Below are 15,064 nucleotides of genomic sequence, written 5' to 3' on the forward strand. Positions count from 1 at the left end.
CACCAAACCAGTTTGCTTGACGACCATAGAGCTGTGGAACCACCTGAATCCTTTCCGAACTCAGAAGTGAAACGCAGCATCGCCGATGGTAGTGTGGGGCTTCCCCATGTGAGAGTAGGTCATCGTCAAGCTTCTATTTAAAGCCCCAGTAGCGAAAGTTACTGGGGCTTTTCTCGTTCTGGGGCATTGAGAATATAGGCTGTCCTGGCTGACACATTACGGGCGGGCCGTCGGAATGCAGCATCACCGCACTCCCAGAGCCGCAGGCGTGGCGAAGCCAGACAACGCGCAGCGTTGGACTCATTGAGGTCATCGTCTCTGCTAATCAAGCACCTCCATACATAATCCTCATCACAACACTGCAATCTAGGCGTGCCGGAATGCCGCATCACCGTCCTCCCGGAAACGTCATTTTTCCTTCACAAAACCCTCTTTCCTGTAAGAACTTATATCCACCATTTGGATACCTTGGATTAAATCAAACGATTTTTTGGATGCCTCAGCCCGGTGATACCTTGAATGCATAGGTACTCACCACCGCTACCTGTCATGGGAGCGGTGATAAGAATAAGAAGGCAATTCCATGCAGAAGCAGATTTTCAAAACCCACCAGGGTCGTGTTGCGCTGATTACCGGTGCCGCAGGCGCGTTGGGCTCTCACTTTGCCCGTCGGCTGGCTGAAGCCGGTTGTGACCTGGCACTGACTGATATTCAAATGCCTGATCAGACCATCGAATCACTGATGGATACCGGTGTGCGCATCTATGCCGATGCGGTTGATTTGGCCGATGCGGAGGCCGTTGCTGAATTCGCAAACGGCGTGCTGAAGCAGTTTGGTCATTGCGACATTCTGGTCAACAACGCCGCTTACATGCCTCTTATTCCATTTGAAGAACTGACGCTAGCGGAATTCCGCAAGTTTGAAGCCATTAACGTCGAAGCCTCTCTGGTGCTGGCACAAACGCTGGCGCCATCCATGAAGGCCCGTAACTACGGCCGTATTGTTCAAATTGGCTCTTCCACCACCGGCGATCCACGCCCGGGCTTTGCTTCCTACATCACCACCAAGATGGCGGGGGTTGGTCTGATTCGCGCTTTAGCAGCCGAGTTAGGTGCCTTTGGTGTTACCGCCAACGTCCTGCATCCGGGCCTTACTGCCACTGAAAGCTCTCGCAAACATTTGCCGCAAGCGCTGTTTGATGCAGTGAAAGACCTGCAGCTGATCAAACGCACCGAAGTACCAGAAGATCTGGTGGGGGCGCTGGCGTTCCTGACGTCGGAAGAGTCCGGTTTTATCACCGGTCAAGCCATTAACTGCGATGGCGGTACCGCCTTCTAGGTTTTAAGCCGACGCGGCCGCGCTGGTTGGCGGCCACTTCGATCCTGTGCTCTTGGATAAAAATAACAAAGGAGCCGTTATGAAGAATTTCCAATCTGGCGCCCGCAGGGCGTCTCTGTCGTTGACGACGGCGCTGACCATGGCCGCTGCCATGACGGTCACGGTTGCTGCTGGTGCCAAGGTGATTGCGGCGGCCAATGAAGCCATCGCTGAACCCGATAGTCTACCGGCTGTGACGGTCAGTCATGCTACCCACGCCGCGGTGCTCGACACCACTTCGGCTGGTGAACGTCTGATCGCTGTCGGCGAACGCGGTGTGGTGCTGTTTTCGGATGATCAGGGCCAGAGCTGGCAACAGGCGCAAGTGCCTTCCAGTGTGACTCTGACGGCCGTTAGCTTTGCTGATGACAAGAACGGTTGGGCAGTGGGCCACTACGGTCTGGTGCTACACAGCAGTGACGGTGGTGAAAGCTGGCAGGTTCAGCTGGATGGTGCGCAAGCGGCGCAATTGATTCTGGCAGAAGTGGAACAGCAGACCGCCGGTGACAGCAGCCGTAAAGCCAAGCGCAAGCTGTTCAGTGCCAAGCGACTGGTGTCCGATGGCCCGGACAAGCCATTTCTGGATGTCTGGTTCGCCGATAGTCAGCACGGCTTGATCGTTGGTGCCTATGGTCTGGCATTTAAAACCAGTGACGGTGGCAACAGCTGGCAGCCACTGATCAGTCATATAGAAAACCCGGGCGAACGCCATCTGTACAGCATCGCCGCTGATGCTAACAACATTTATCTGGCCGGCGAAGAGGGACTGCTGTTCCGCGCCCCTCGCACTTCTCGCGATAGTGATCTGGCATTTGAGCGCCTTTATTCCCCTTACAGTGGCAGCTTTTTCACCATTAGTGCCAGCAACGACGAGTTGGTGGCTGCTGGCTTGCGTGGCAATGCCTTTGTGTCCCGTGATCAGGGGGATTCCTGGAACGTGTTGCAGTTGCCGTCCGAAGCTTCGGTGGTCGATTCCGAGATGAGTAATGGCGGCGAGCTGATGCTTATCAATCAGGCCGGTCAGTTTCTGATTGCCAGTCGCAACGAAGTTTACGCCACCCAGGTTGGGGTTGAGCCGGGTCTGGCACCGACCGCGATTCTGTCAATGAACGACGGCCGGGTGCTGTTAAGTGGGCTGCAGGGAATGACCGCGGTCTCCCTGTCCGATGAGCGAATTTCGAGTAACTGATTATGCATTCCAATAATGACCTCGATCTGGCGCCAGTCGGGCTGGATCAATTCGACAAACAATCAGGTAACGCGCTGGAGCGCTTGCTGTTCAACAACCGTTTGGCAGTGATCATCCTGTGTGTGCTGGTCACCATAGGTCTGGGGTGGCAAGCCAGTCAGCTGAAGCTTAATGCCAGCTACGAAAAAACCATTCCGACCACACACCCGTACATCGCCAACTTCCTTGAACATCAGGAAGACCTGACGGGGCTGGGCAATGCTGTCCGTATTGCGGTGGCGAGTGATTCCGGCTCCATCTACGACGCCGCCTATATGCAGACTCTGCGTGAAATCAGCGACGAAGTGTTCCTGTTGCCGGGCGTTGACCGGGCCGGTTTCAAATCACTCTGGACGCCTAACACCCGTTGGATTGGTGTGACGGAAGAGGGGCTGGAAGGCGGCCCTGTAATCCCGGATGGATACAACGGTTCCGATGCCAGCTTGGCCAGTTTGCAGGCCAACATTGCCCGCTCCGGTGAAATTGGTCAGCTGGTAGCCCTGGATGGTTCTGCTTCGGCGATTTTTGTACCGCTGCTGAGCACCTTGCCGGACGGCAGCGCACTGGATTACGAAACCCTGTCGAAGCAGCTGGAAGACATTCGCAGCCGCTACGAACAGAACGGCACCACGATTCATATCACCGGTTTTGCCAAAATCATGGGCGACCTGATTGATGGCTTGTATGAAGTGCTGACCTTCTTCCTGATCTCGATCGCCATCGTTACCAGCATTGTGTTCCTGTACACCCGCTGTTTTGTGTCTACCAAGCTGGTGGTTACCAGCTCGTTGATTGCGGTGGTGTGGCAGCTCGGTCTGATCTCGGCGCTGGGCTACAACCTCGATCCTTACTCCATGCTGGTGCCGTTCCTGGTGTTCGCCATTGGCATGAGCCACGGTGCCCAGAAGATGAACGGCATCATGCAGGACATCGGTCGTGGCGCACACAAATACGTGGCCGCCCGTTACACCTTCCGCCGTCTGTTTATGGCGGGCCTGACGGCGCTGTTGGCAGACGCCGTGGGCTTCGCGGTTCTGCTGGTGATCGACATCAAGGTGATTCAGGAACTGGCCATCGCGGCTTCGCTGGGCGTGGCAGTACTGATCTTCACCAACCTGATTCTGCTGCCGGTACTGCTTTCCTTTACAGGTGTTAGTCACAAGGCCGCCAAGCGCAGTCTGCGTGCTGAAGAATGCGAAGAAAAAGCCGCACTGTGGGCGCTGCTCGATAAATTCACCCAGCGTGGCCCGGCTTCCATGGCCATTGTTGCTGGCGTAGTGGTGGCTGGTCTGGGCTTCTGGGGTTCCACCCATCTGAAAATCGGCGACCTCGATCCGGGCGCACCGGAGCTGCGTCAGGACTCTCGCTACAACCAGGACGTTGCCTTTATGGCCGACCACTTCGGTGCTTCCAGTGATGTGTTCGCCATCATGGTGGAAACCCGCGGCAGTGCTGGCTGCGCCAACTACGATGCCCTGCGCCGCGTCGATGCACTGGAATGGCAACTGCGTCAGCTGCCGGGTGTGGTAGCCACCAACTCGCTGGCGATGATGAACCGTCGGGTACTGACCGGCCTGAACGAAGGCAATCCGAAGTGGTTTGAGCTGATCAAGAACCAGTCGATGCTGAACTTCATTACCGCCTCGGCACCGCGTGGTCTCTACAACGACGCCTGCACCATGCTGACGCTGTTTGTATACCTGGCCGACCACAAGGCCGACACCCTGACCCGCATTGTGGATCACGTTGAAGCGTTCGCCACTGTGAATAACAGCGACGAAGTGACCTTCAAGCTGGCGGCAGGCAGTGCCGGTATCGAAGCGGCCACCAACATCGTGGTGAAGGACGCCTGGCGCGACATGCTGTTCATGGTGTACGGCGCGGTGATTCTGCTGTGTTTCATCACCTTCCGTAGCTGGCGCGCAGTGATCGTGGCGATCCTGCCGCTGATGCTGACCTCGCTGCTGGCCGAAGCATTGATGGTAGCGCTGGGCATGGGCGTGAAGGTCGCAACCCTGCCTGTGATTGCACTGGGTGTGGGCATTGGCGTCGACTACGCGCTCTACATTCTGTCAGTCACCCTGACCCGTATGCAGGCCGGAGAAAGCCTCTCGGATGCCTATCAGCACGCGCTGTCCTTCACCGGCAAGGTGGTACTGATGACGGGCATGACTCTAGCTGCTGGTGTGTCGACCTGGGTGTTCTCAGTGATCAAGTTTCAGGCCGATATGGGCATTCTGCTGGCCTTCATGTTCCTCTGGAATATGGTCGGCGCCATGGTGCTGCTGCCCGCACTTGGCCACTTCCTGCTGAAGAGCAAGGAGCAGGGCAATGAGCAAGGAAATGACCCGCAGCCCGCCAATGTGCACCCGATCAACGTCAACAAAACTGCGGTACAGGGAGGCTGAGCCATGCCAAGGATTCCATACCTGCCGGATGCCGACCCTGAAAATGGCGAATTCGCCGACCTGATTCAGGCCATCCGCCTCAAGCGTGGCGGTCAGTTGCTGCACATCGACCGCATCTTGATGCACAGCCAGCCGCTGATCAAAGGCTGGGCCGCTTACCTTGGGGCCGTTCGTAATGATCTCGAACTGGACGCCCTTTATAGAGAGCTGGCGATTCTGACGGTCTCGGCCCGCAACAACACCGCTTATGAATGGCATTACCACAAAACGCCGTTCCTGAACGCCGGTGGCAACGATCACCAGTATCAGGCGTTAGAACAGCCATTGAACGCCCGCGACAACAGCAAGTTATTCGATCCGGTTGAGCGGGCGGTGATCACCCTGGCGCTGGAGATGACCGATCAGCCACAAGCCAGCGAAGACACAGTTCACGCCGCACGGGCCGTGCTCGGCAGTGACAAGCAAGTGGTCGAGTTGGTGGCGTTGATCGCCGCCTACAACATGGTGAGCCGGGTGATTAATACGCTGGATATTGAAATTGAATGAAGGCTTGTAGGAGCGAATTTATTCGCGATTGGCGTCAATTGATAAACCGCTTCGCGAATGAATTCGCTCCTACAAGAAACAAACCGCATCAGACGTCCGGCTTCCGACGTCCGGCGAAAAAACAAACCCGCGTCCGACGCCTGGCATCAGACGTCCGACCAAAACAAACAACAAAAAACCGATGAGGGTTACTCATGATCCAGTACATCAAGAAAGGCGCGGCGGCTGAGACCAAAGCGGAAATGAACACCCAGGTGCGTGGCATCGTTGAAGGTATTCTGGCCGACATAGAATCCCGTGGTGACGCTGCTGTGCGCGAATACTCCGAGAAGTTCGACAAGTGGTCGCCGGAGTCTTTTCGTTTGAACGATTCCCAGATTCAGGAAGCCATCGCTCAGGTGCCAGCCAGCACCATCGAAGACATCAAGTTCGCCCAGGCGCAGATCCGTCGTTTTGCTCAGATCCAGAAGAGCACCATGCACGACGTTGAAATCGAAACCCTGCCGGGCGTGGTGCTGGGCCACAAGAACATTCCGGTGAACTCCGTTGGCTGTTACATCCCGGGCGGTAAATACCCGCTGATCGCGTCTGCCCATATGTCGGTACTGACCGCCAAAGTGGCTGGTGTTAAACGCGTGATCGCTTGTGCGCCACCGTTCAATGGTGCTCCATGCCCTGAAATCGTTGCTGCCATGCACATGGCCGGCGCCGACGAAATCTACTGCTTCGGTGGTGTTCAGGCGGTTGCCGCGATGGCGATTGGTACTGAGTCCATTCCAGGCGTCGACATGATCGTAGGCCCGGGGAACGCCTTTGTTGCCGAAGCTAAGCGCCAGCTGTTCGGCCGCGTGGGGATCGACCTGTTCGCTGGCCCGACCGAAACCATGGTGATCTGTGACGACACCGTTGACGCTGAACTGGTGGCAGTTGACTTGCTGGGTCAGGCTGAACACGGCCCGACTTCTCCGGCGTACTGTGTGACGACTTCCAAGAAGATTGCGGAAGAACTGCCAGCGGCCATCGAAACCGTTCTGGCCCGCCTGGAAACCCGTGATGTAGCGGCCGTTTCATGGCGCGATTACGGCGAGATCATCCTCTGTGAAACCGACGAAGAAATGCTGCAAGAGAGTGAGCGCCTGTGTTCCGAACACGTTCAGGTGATGACGGCTGACCCGGATTGGTTCCTCGAGCGCATGACCAACTACGGCGGCCTGTTCCTTGGCGAGCGCACCAACGTGTCATATGGCGACAAGGTGATTGGCACCAACCATACCCTGCCTACCCAGGGCGCGGGTCGTTACACCGGTGGTCTGTGGGTCGGCAAGTTCATCAAGACGCACACTTACCAGCGCGTACTGACCGATGAAGCCTCCGTCATGGTGGGCGAGTACTGCTCACGTCTGTGTAACGCTGAACACATGATGGGCCACAAGGAGCAGGCTGACATCCGCGTACGTCGTCTGGGTCAGAAGTAATGAACGGGGTGGCTTCCAACATTGGCGCCGCTGTCATTCGGGATCTGGATGGCACCGAGCTGCAAAGCAAGGTTGCGGTAGTCACCGGTGGCAGTGGCGGCTTGGGAGCCGCCATCTGTCAGCGACTGGCCCAGGCTGGCGCTTCCGTGGTGGTGGGGTACAACAGCTCCAAACAACCGGCGGAAGAACTGGCCGAGCAACTGCCGGTGGTGGCTTCACACGGTGCTGATCCGCACTGTGCGCTGGCCGCTCCCGTCACCGATTCCGCTGCCATGAAAGTGCTGGCTGAACAGGTGTCAGAACGTTACGGCCGTTGCGACATTCTGGTGAACTGCGCGGGTACCACGCGTTACTGCGCCCATGACGATCTGGACGGTCTCGACGATGAGCTGCTCGATCGCATTCTGGCCACCAACGTGCGTGGCCCATTTGCCGCAACCCGTGCCTTCAAGACGCTGTTGCAAAATAGTACCGGACAAAGCGGTATGGCCAGCCTGGTGGTGAATATATCGTCCATTGCCGCCATCACAGCGATGGGGTCGAATGTGATCTACTGCGCCTCCAAGGCCGCGGTCGACAACATGACTAAATCACTGGCACGGGCACTGGCACCACAGATTCGGGTGGTCTCGGTATCACCGGGTCTGGCCGATACCGATTTTGTCAAACAGATGGACCAAAGCTGGCGTGACGAACAAGCCGAGCGTACCCCGTTGAAGCGATTGGCGGCACCGGAAGAAGTTGCCGATGCGGTGATTGCCTCCGCGGCCTACCTGACCTTCACCACCGGCAATATCATTGCCGTGGACGGCGGCAGGCCGTTGAGTTGAAGATTTGTCTGGTGTCGGGAGACTGGCGTCCGGAGCATTATCACCCGACGCCCGACGCCCGACGCCCGACGCCCGACGCCCGACGCCCGACGCCCGACGCCCGACGCCCGACGCCCGACAATAAAAACGAGGAAACCATGAATAACAAGAACAATATCCCGGATATCCGCCCCGACCACTTCGGCATCAGCGTGCCGGATATGGATGCCTCGCTGGAGTGGTATCAACGGGTGCTTGGGTTTGAACTCGATTTTCGGGTGTACCTCGACATCATTCCGGCCCACGTGGCCTTTATCCAACGGGGCAAGTTCCGTATCGAGCTGTTCCAGCTGGATCAAGCCAAGCGATTGCCGGAAGAACGCCGGATGCCCAACACCGACCTGCAAACCCACGGCAACAAGCACATGTGCTTCGGGGTGCAGGACATGGAAGAGATGCTGGCTCACCTGCACAAGGAAGAAGCCGACATCGTTTTTACCAAGGTGATTCAGGGCACCCCAACCACTTTCTTGCGTGACAACAGCGGCAACCTGATCGAGATGATTCAGCTGCCTCACTTGTGGGAATAGCGCCCTCATTCATGACCTGACCAGCTAACGGCCGTCAGGCTTCAATAACAAGACAGGAAATCCTATGAAACTCGCGACGCTCAAAGATGGCAGCCGTGACGGCCGCCTGCTGCTGGTAAACCGTGATTTGACCCGCATGATCGAGGCTGATGCCGCCCGTACCATGCAGCAACTGATTGAATGCTGGGACGATCTGGCGCCAGAACTGGAACGCCAGAACGTCGAAATGAACGAGTCCGGCTGGGTGCAGGCCGAAGCGTTTGACCCGGTCCGCCTGATGGCACCCCTGCCGCGTGCCTATCAGTTCGTCGACGCGTCCTCTTTCCTTAACCACGGCAAGATCATGGAACAGGCTTACAAGCTGAGCGTGAAGAAAACGCCGGGTATTCCGATTCTGGTGCAGCGCCAGAGCGACGACTTCACCAACGCCGTTGATGACTACGCCTTCCCGAGCGAAGACGACCAGTGCGATTTCGAAGGCGAAATTGCTGTGATTCTGGATGACGTGTCAGCCGGAGTGGCGCTGGAAAACGCCGAGTCTCACATCAAGCTGTTCACCCTGATCAACGACGTATCCATGCGCGGCCACCTGTTCCGCGAGTTGCAGATGGGCTTTGGCCTGATCAACGCCAAACCGGCCACCACCTTTGCGCCGGTGGCCTGCACCGTCGATGAGTTGGGCAGCAGCTTTGCCAATGGCCGCGTGAACCTGGATATGTGCGTGCACCGCAACAACCAATGGTTTGGTAATCCTAACGGTCGTGAGATGGACTTCAGTTTTGCCGAGCTGATCCGCCACTGGGCCTACAACCGCAACCTGCGAGCGGGCACGGTGCTGGGCACGGGTACTTTCTCGAACGCCAACTGCCGCGAAGTGGGCTCAGCCTGTCTGGCTGAACAGCGCGCGGTGGAAGTGATTGACAAGGGCGAATCCAGCACCGACTTCATCAAATATGGCGAAAGCCTGCAGTTCGAGATGTTCGCAATCGATGGCAGTTCGTTGTTCGGCAAGATCGACCAGACCTTTGTACAGGGCAACGGTACCGGTGCCGTGAGTACACCGGTTGCAGTTTCTGATCAGGAGAACAGCTACGAGGAGATCAGCCACAAGGAGAACCACGCATGAAAGTCATGGTCACTGGCGGCAACGGCTTTGTTGGCCGGGTGCTGGTCGAACGATTGTTAGAAGACGGCTTTCTGCTGAATGGCCAGCCAGTCACCTCGTTGACCGTAGCGGACATGAGCTGTGCTGGTTTGCCGGAAGACAGCCGCATTACGTGTGTGGAAGGCAGCATTGCCGACGCTAGCGTATTGGCCAAAGCGGTAGCGGGAGAGCCGGAGGTGGTTTTCCACCTGGCCAGCATTCCGGGCGGTGCCGCCGAGAAGAACTTTGAGCTGGGTCTGGATGTGAACCTGACCGCCACCGTCAACCTCTACGAAGCCTGCCGCAAGTTCTCCAAGCCGCCGCGTATGGTCTTCACCAGCACCATCGCTGTGTATGGCTCGCCGATGCCGGAGGTCGTTACCGATGAGTCACCACTGAAGCCGCACATCAGCTACGGCTACCAGAAGCTGGCCACCGAACTGCTGCTGCAGGATTACAGCCGCAAGGGCTTTATCGACGGTCGTATTGTGCGCTTGCCGGGTATCGTGGCGCGCCCGCCGCAGCCGTCCGGGTTGCTGTCGGCCTTTATGAGCGACATCTTCTGGAAGTTGAAAGCCGGTGAGCCGTTTACCTGTCCGATATCGGCCGAGGGCGTTGCCTGGTTTATGTCGGTGCCGTGCTGTGTGAACAACCTGATTCACGCAGCCAGCATCAGCCCGGAAGCGATCGCGCCCAAGCGTGATTTCACGCTGCCGGTGCTGCGCTTGACCATGCAGCAGCTGATCGATGGTCTGGCAGAAGCCTACGGTGAGGATCGCAAGGGGTTAGTGACCTTTGAACCGGATACGCATCTGGAAGCCGGTTTTGCCACCCAGCCGCCATTGGTGTCTGACGCTGCACTGGCGTTGGGGTATCAGCATGACGGTGATATTCAGACGCTGATCAAGCGAGCGACGTCGGTGTATTAATCGCTGCAGTGTTGATCTCTCACGGAGATTCGGTGCGCAGTGCGCACCCTACCAGGTTTGCGGTATGGAACAGGTTGGGTGAGCACCGCGCACCCTGGTGTCCAGCGTCCAATATCCCCGTAGGGTGTGCACCGCGCACCATCAACCTCGTTATTACGTAAAAATCTGCAAATGTCCCGCTCGGACATCAACACGCAATCCCAGCATCTATGCGACTTTCCCCCTCATTCTGTATTCAATTTCCTGCCGTACTGATAAGCCCGACGGTAACAGGGCTATACCCTAATCCACACCGGAGTTAACCTGTCCTGACCGGTCTGGTTCCAATAATAAAATCGCCAGCGTCGGAATCCTCAATCTACACAAGACACGGACACGTGGAGCAGGGCGCACGTATGAGTCAGACCACCCATCAGCCAACCTGGGCGTTGGCCATGTATTCGATTGCCGGGGCCATCCCGTTCGCTGGCCTTATGGTTAACGGTCAGGTACTGGCATTAACGGCGCTGAAGCCATGGGCTCGTACACAGGGACTGTTTTTGTCTGGCTGTGACACCTTGCATCACTGTTTGCAGCATTGGACGCACAACCTGCCGACGATCGAGACTGCGGCGACCCTGGTGCTGGAAAGTGGCTGGTCAGCGTTGGGCGATGATTTGCCGGTGGTTGATGAGCGCTTGCTTAAAGTGAATGCTCCGATTCCCAATCCTGCCCAGTTCTTTTGCTCCGGTGCCAATTATCGCCAGCATGTGATTGATCTGGTGGTGGACCAGCGCCGAGATCCGGAGTGGGTGCATCTGGACGACGATGCCATTCGGGTGCAAGCCAAAGCCTTTGTCGACAAGCGTGCAGAAGGCACCCCTTACATATTCACCGGCGTCAGCTCGGCGATTACCGGCCCTTACGACACGGTTGCGGTATCCGGGCTTGAAGATCAGCCAGACTGGGAGTTGGAACTGGCCGTGGTGATCGGGCAACCGGCGTTCAAACTGACGCTGGAAAACGCCATGGACGCCGTGGCGGGCTACACCATCGTCAACGACATCACCAACCGTAACCTGACCCACCGTCCCGACCTTCACGCCATTGGCTCTGACTGGCTGATGGGCAAATGTCAGCCGGGCTACAGCCCAATGGGGCCTTATCTGGTGCCGGCCTGTGAAGTGGCCAATCCGCACGACTTGTCGATTCAACTGCGCCTTAACAACGAGCTGATGCAGGACGAAAGCAGCGCCGACATGATTTTCAACATTCCGCAATTGCTGGTGTATTTAACCAGCCGGGTGCAGCTGTATCCGGGCGATGTGCTGATTACCGGCTCTCCGGCGGGCAATGGCTCCCATTACAAGCGCTTCCTGAAAGCGGGGGACGTGATTGAAAGCACCATCAGTGGGTTGGGTTCGCAGCGTAATGAGTGCGTGGGCGGGTAACTCGGTGCGCAGTACACACCCTGCATCAGGTTTTTATGGAATTTGGTGTAGGAGGGATCGGGACGCGCAGTCTTATTCCCGATGATTGGATGTGTTCGCGAATGAATTCGCTCCTACAAGCCGTGATGGTTGCTGATAACGGCTTTACCGATCCACGGCTGAGCAAGCCCACTCAATATCCTGTTCCTCCGATACCTCCCATGGAATCAAACGATTTCACCGATACCTCAAGCCTCGTTAGCCTGATCACATGTCCGTTCGGCCAGATTCTTTGCTGGCTGAAGGCACACCAAACCGACAGGTAAGAGAACAATAATAATGCGTTCCTACAGGCTCATGCCGGTTACCTGATGTACTGCTGACGATCACGCAGGATGTCTGGCCAGCTGGTGGTTTTCATGATCCGGGGCAAACCGTCCGTCGGGTCTTCAATCCAGTATGGCGATATTCCACGTGGCGCTATCTGGCCGGTGTTCCGGCTCGAGGAGAAAACATGTTCGAACCATTCCCGGGGAATTACGTCTGGAACCTGCAAACCAACCTGGCGCTGGTGTGTGGTGGCAATCATGGCGAAATTGATGTGGCGATTCGTCCAATCAAGGAAGCCGCTGCCAATGGTGAAGATGCCGGTACCGCACAGCTGTTCGATAGCTGGATTGCGGTCGCCGATCAAGTGGCCAAAAACGCCGCCGCCGATGAAGAGCTGGGTTACACCCTGTCTGCCGGTACCAAATATGGCCGCGCGTCTGGTTATTACCTGTCTGCCGAGCGGATGCAATCCCGTGACTATGCACCACGCTGGGAAGCTTACGACAAGGGCCTGCAGTTGTTTCGCAAGTACGTTGAATGCCGTGGTCTGCACATCGACTTCGTTGAGATTCCGTACGGCGATTCCTCTTACCCGGCGATTTTTGTTCACGACGGCAGTGGCATCAAGCGCCCGGCGCTGGTGTCCTGTAACGGTCTGGATTCGATGAAAGAACAGGTCTATATGGCAGGCCATGGTGAATCCAACCTCGAGCGTGGCATGTACACCCTGTTTGTCGACCAGCCAGGCACGGGTGAAGCACTGCGCAAGCGCGGTCTGACTGCTGTGTATAACTCCGAGGCCTGGGCCACCCCGGCCTACGAATATCTGGCCTCTCGTGACGACGTTGATGAAAACCGCATTGGTATGTTCGGACTGTCGTTAGGTGGTTACTACGCACCACGTGCGGCGGCCAACGAACCGCGTTTTGCGCTCTGCGCCATCATGGGTGCCAACCACCTGTGGGGCGATCTGCAGCACCGTCGCTTGCAGCGTGAAGGAGAAAACCCGGTGCCACATTACTGGGATCACGTGATGTGGGTGTGGGGTCACGACAACCTCGATTCCTTTATGACGTACTGCGACAACATCACCCTCGATGGCCAGATCGAAAAGATCAAAATGCCGTTTCTGATCACCCATGGTCAGGGCGACCGTCAGGTGCCGGTGTCCGATGTTGAACGTTGCAGTTCACAAGCGGTGAACTCGGTGCAATGCGATGTACGGGTATTCACCCCGGAAGATTTTGAAATTGAACACTGTGGCGCCGACAACGGCACCGCCATGCGCGATTACATCGCCGACTGGTGTGCCGCCACGTTCGCGGCCATGAAGTAGTAAACAAGGGAAACGTTCGCGCTCTGTATCCTGTTTCGCCCCGCCCTGTGCGGGGCTTTTTTGTCCGTGCTGCTTTGCTGTCGGCAACGGAGCAAACCGCAAGCCCAACCATAAAACCCGACAAAAATAATAAAGGGGATTTTCCATGAATTGGTTCCAATCCAAACAGCCTCATACACAGAAACAAGCACCGGATTCTCATAAGGCGTCAGCCGTTCTGGCGCTTTTCAGGCAACACCTTGTTCAGCTACTGGCCCTGTTAACACTGGCGTTGCTGTATCAGCCTCAAGCTCAGGCTGTGACGAAAAGTCAGGCTGACACAGAAGATACCCTGGTCATTATCGAGCCGCGCTTACAGGCCCTAGATACCCTCAGCAACCTGCTGATGTACTACAACCCCAAGTTTGAAAATCACGACCCGGCGATCCAGCAAAAATACCGCGCCAGTTTGGCGTCGTTGCAGCAGTGGTCGATAACCAGCGGTAATGCCGTACTGGCTGAGCGAGTGAAATCCCTGGCTGAGCAAATCGCCGCGATTGAAGCGCAGCCCATCGAGCATGATTATTTGTTGCCGACATGGATTAACCGCGCGATTCAGACCCATGCCTTGTTGGATAAACAATTGGCAGAACCGACGGAAAATCTGACGCTGGAGCAGACCATAGCCGTACATATGGCGATGCAGAACCTGGCCTACCAGACCTCCACCTTCAGCTCCATCAACCTGCTGATACTCGATGGTCGCCCGGACATCATGGCGCATCTCGACGAGCAGGTTCAGCGCGACCTCCAACAGCTTCAAGCCAGAGGGGATCGTATTGATGTATTCAGAAAACTGGACACCCGTTACCAAGTGATTCGTGCTCGCCTGATTGGCGAACAGCAAGAGTGGGTGCCGAATCTGGTGAGTTTCTACTACAACAGCATGGTCGACCTATTGGGGCAGATGCAGGACGTACGTGTGGCCGATGATTGAAATCGGTGTAGGAGGGAATTCATTCCCGATGGTTGGATGCCTTCGCGAATAAATTCGCTCCTACTTTTTGCTCTCCATGATTGAGTCCGGTGTAGGAGGGAATTCATTCCCGATGATTGGATGCCTTCGCGAATAAATTCGCTCCTACTTGCTGCTCTTCGTAATTGAATCCGGTGTAGGAGGGAATTCATTCCCGATGGTTGGATGCCTTCGCGAATAAATTCGCTCCTGCTTTTTGCTCTCCATGATTAAATTCGGTGTAGGAGGGAATTCATTCCCGATGACTGGATGCTTTCGCGAATAAATTCGCTCCTACTTGCTGCTCTTCGTAATTGAATCCGGTGTAGGAGGGAATTCATTCCCGATGATTGGATACCTTCGCGAATAAATTCGCTCCTACTTTTTGCTCTCCATGATTGAGTCCGGTGTCGGAGGGAATACATTCCCGATGACTGGATGCTTTCGCGAATAAATTCGCTCCTACTTGCTGCTCTTCGTAATTGAAT

The 15,064-nt window shown here is 56.3% G+C and carries 12 protein-coding genes and 1 rRNA gene; all 13 read left to right on the forward strand.

From position 1 onward, the window contains the following. The first annotated feature begins 15 nt into the window (after nt 1-15). The 13 genes from rrf to G516_RS0113050 all read left to right on the forward strand — a co-directional run bounded on the left by rrf (nt 16) and on the right by G516_RS0113050 (nt 14,558). A 5S ribosomal RNA gene (rrf, locus tag G516_RS0112990) occupies nt 16-131 on the forward strand. Between the two features lie 452 nt (nt 132-583). Continuing rightward, a complete protein-coding gene (locus G516_RS0112995; RefSeq protein WP_036536435.1) occupies nt 584-1,339 on the forward strand; it encodes an SDR family NAD(P)-dependent oxidoreductase in 756 nt (251 codons plus the stop codon). Between the two features lie 79 nt (nt 1,340-1,418). Then, nucleotides 1,419-2,567 carry a WD40/YVTN/BNR-like repeat-containing protein gene (locus tag G516_RS0113000; protein WP_028294020.1) on the forward strand — a complete coding sequence of 383 codons (1,149 nt, stop codon included), beginning with the start codon at nt 1,419-1,421 and terminating at the stop codon, nt 2,565-2,567. 2 nt (nt 2,568-2,569) lie between these two features. Then, complete coding sequence (locus G516_RS22405) at nt 2,570-5,014, forward strand: efflux RND transporter permease subunit (protein WP_084645049.1); 2,445 nt, start codon at nt 2,570-2,572, stop codon at nt 5,012-5,014. Between the two features lie 3 nt (nt 5,015-5,017). Continuing rightward, on the forward strand, nt 5,018-5,560 hold the full coding sequence (locus G516_RS0113010; RefSeq protein WP_028294021.1) for a carboxymuconolactone decarboxylase family protein: 543 nt from the start codon (nt 5,018-5,020) through the stop codon (nt 5,558-5,560). Between the two features lie 194 nt (nt 5,561-5,754). Further along, nucleotides 5,755-7,035 (forward strand): histidinol dehydrogenase, encoded by a 1,281-nt coding sequence (gene hisD, locus G516_RS0113015; RefSeq protein ID WP_028294022.1) that lies wholly within the window; start codon nt 5,755-5,757, stop codon nt 7,033-7,035. Further along, on the forward strand, nt 7,035-7,865 hold the full coding sequence (locus G516_RS0113020) for an SDR family NAD(P)-dependent oxidoreductase (protein WP_084645050.1): 831 nt from the start codon (nt 7,035-7,037) through the stop codon (nt 7,863-7,865). The genes hisD and G516_RS0113020 overlap by 1 nt, the downstream gene beginning before the upstream one ends. Nucleotides 7,866-7,876: 11 nt before the next feature. Beyond that, entirely contained in the window at nt 7,877-8,434 is a 558-nt protein-coding gene (locus tag G516_RS0113025; RefSeq protein WP_211225119.1) for a VOC family protein, read from the forward strand. Nucleotides 8,435-8,498: 64 nt separating this feature from the next. Continuing rightward, complete coding sequence (locus G516_RS22410) at nt 8,499-9,560, forward strand: fumarylacetoacetate hydrolase family protein (RefSeq protein ID WP_084645051.1); 1,062 nt, start codon at nt 8,499-8,501, stop codon at nt 9,558-9,560. Then, nucleotides 9,557-10,507: an NAD-dependent epimerase/dehydratase family protein gene (locus G516_RS0113035; RefSeq protein ID WP_028294025.1), complete on the forward strand. Its 951-nt coding sequence runs from the start codon at nt 9,557-9,559 to the stop codon at nt 10,505-10,507. Before G516_RS22410 ends, G516_RS0113035 begins: the two co-directional genes overlap by 4 nt. A gap of 395 nt (nt 10,508-10,902) precedes the next feature. Further along, nucleotides 10,903-11,937, forward strand: coding sequence for a fumarylacetoacetate hydrolase family protein (locus G516_RS0113040; RefSeq protein ID WP_028294026.1), 1,035 nt, complete (start codon nt 10,903-10,905; stop codon nt 11,935-11,937). 493 nt (nt 11,938-12,430) lie between these two features. Continuing rightward, nucleotides 12,431-13,582, forward strand: coding sequence for an alpha/beta hydrolase family protein (locus G516_RS0113045; protein WP_028294027.1), 1,152 nt, complete (start codon nt 12,431-12,433; stop codon nt 13,580-13,582). 145 nt (nt 13,583-13,727) lie between these two features. After that, nucleotides 13,728-14,558: a hypothetical protein gene (locus G516_RS0113050; RefSeq protein ID WP_028294028.1), complete on the forward strand. Its 831-nt coding sequence runs from the start codon at nt 13,728-13,730 to the stop codon at nt 14,556-14,558. The last annotated feature ends 506 nt before the right edge of the window (nt 14,559-15,064 follow it).

Source organism: Oceanobacter kriegii DSM 6294 (assembly GCF_000422845.1).
Classification (GTDB): domain Bacteria; phylum Pseudomonadota; class Gammaproteobacteria; order Pseudomonadales; family Oceanobacteraceae; genus Oceanobacter; species Oceanobacter kriegii.

What these genes read in the sequence shown, in the direction of transcription:
- G516_RS0112995 (WP_036536435.1), top strand. Translation starts at nt 584, where the DNA reads ATGCAGAAGCAGATTTTCAAAACCCACCAGGGTCGTGTTGCGCTGATT.
- G516_RS0113000 (WP_028294020.1), top strand. Translation starts at nt 1,419, where the DNA reads ATGAAGAATTTCCAATCTGGCGCCCGCAGGGCGTCTCTGTCGTTGACG.
- G516_RS22405 (WP_084645049.1), top strand. Translation starts at nt 2,570, where the DNA reads ATGCATTCCAATAATGACCTCGATCTGGCGCCAGTCGGGCTGGATCAA.
- G516_RS0113010 (WP_028294021.1), top strand. Translation starts at nt 5,018, where the DNA reads ATGCCAAGGATTCCATACCTGCCGGATGCCGACCCTGAAAATGGCGAA.
- hisD (WP_028294022.1), top strand. Translation starts at nt 5,755, where the DNA reads ATGATCCAGTACATCAAGAAAGGCGCGGCGGCTGAGACCAAAGCGGAA.
- G516_RS0113020 (WP_084645050.1), top strand. Translation starts at nt 7,035, where the DNA reads ATGAACGGGGTGGCTTCCAACATTGGCGCCGCTGTCATTCGGGATCTG.
- G516_RS22410 (WP_084645051.1), top strand. Translation starts at nt 8,499, where the DNA reads ATGAAACTCGCGACGCTCAAAGATGGCAGCCGTGACGGCCGCCTGCTG.
- G516_RS0113035 (WP_028294025.1), top strand. Translation starts at nt 9,557, where the DNA reads ATGAAAGTCATGGTCACTGGCGGCAACGGCTTTGTTGGCCGGGTGCTG.
- G516_RS0113040 (WP_028294026.1), top strand. Translation starts at nt 10,903, where the DNA reads ATGAGTCAGACCACCCATCAGCCAACCTGGGCGTTGGCCATGTATTCG.
- G516_RS0113045 (WP_028294027.1), top strand. Translation starts at nt 12,431, where the DNA reads ATGTTCGAACCATTCCCGGGGAATTACGTCTGGAACCTGCAAACCAAC.
- G516_RS0113050 (WP_028294028.1), top strand. Translation starts at nt 13,728, where the DNA reads ATGAATTGGTTCCAATCCAAACAGCCTCATACACAGAAACAAGCACCG.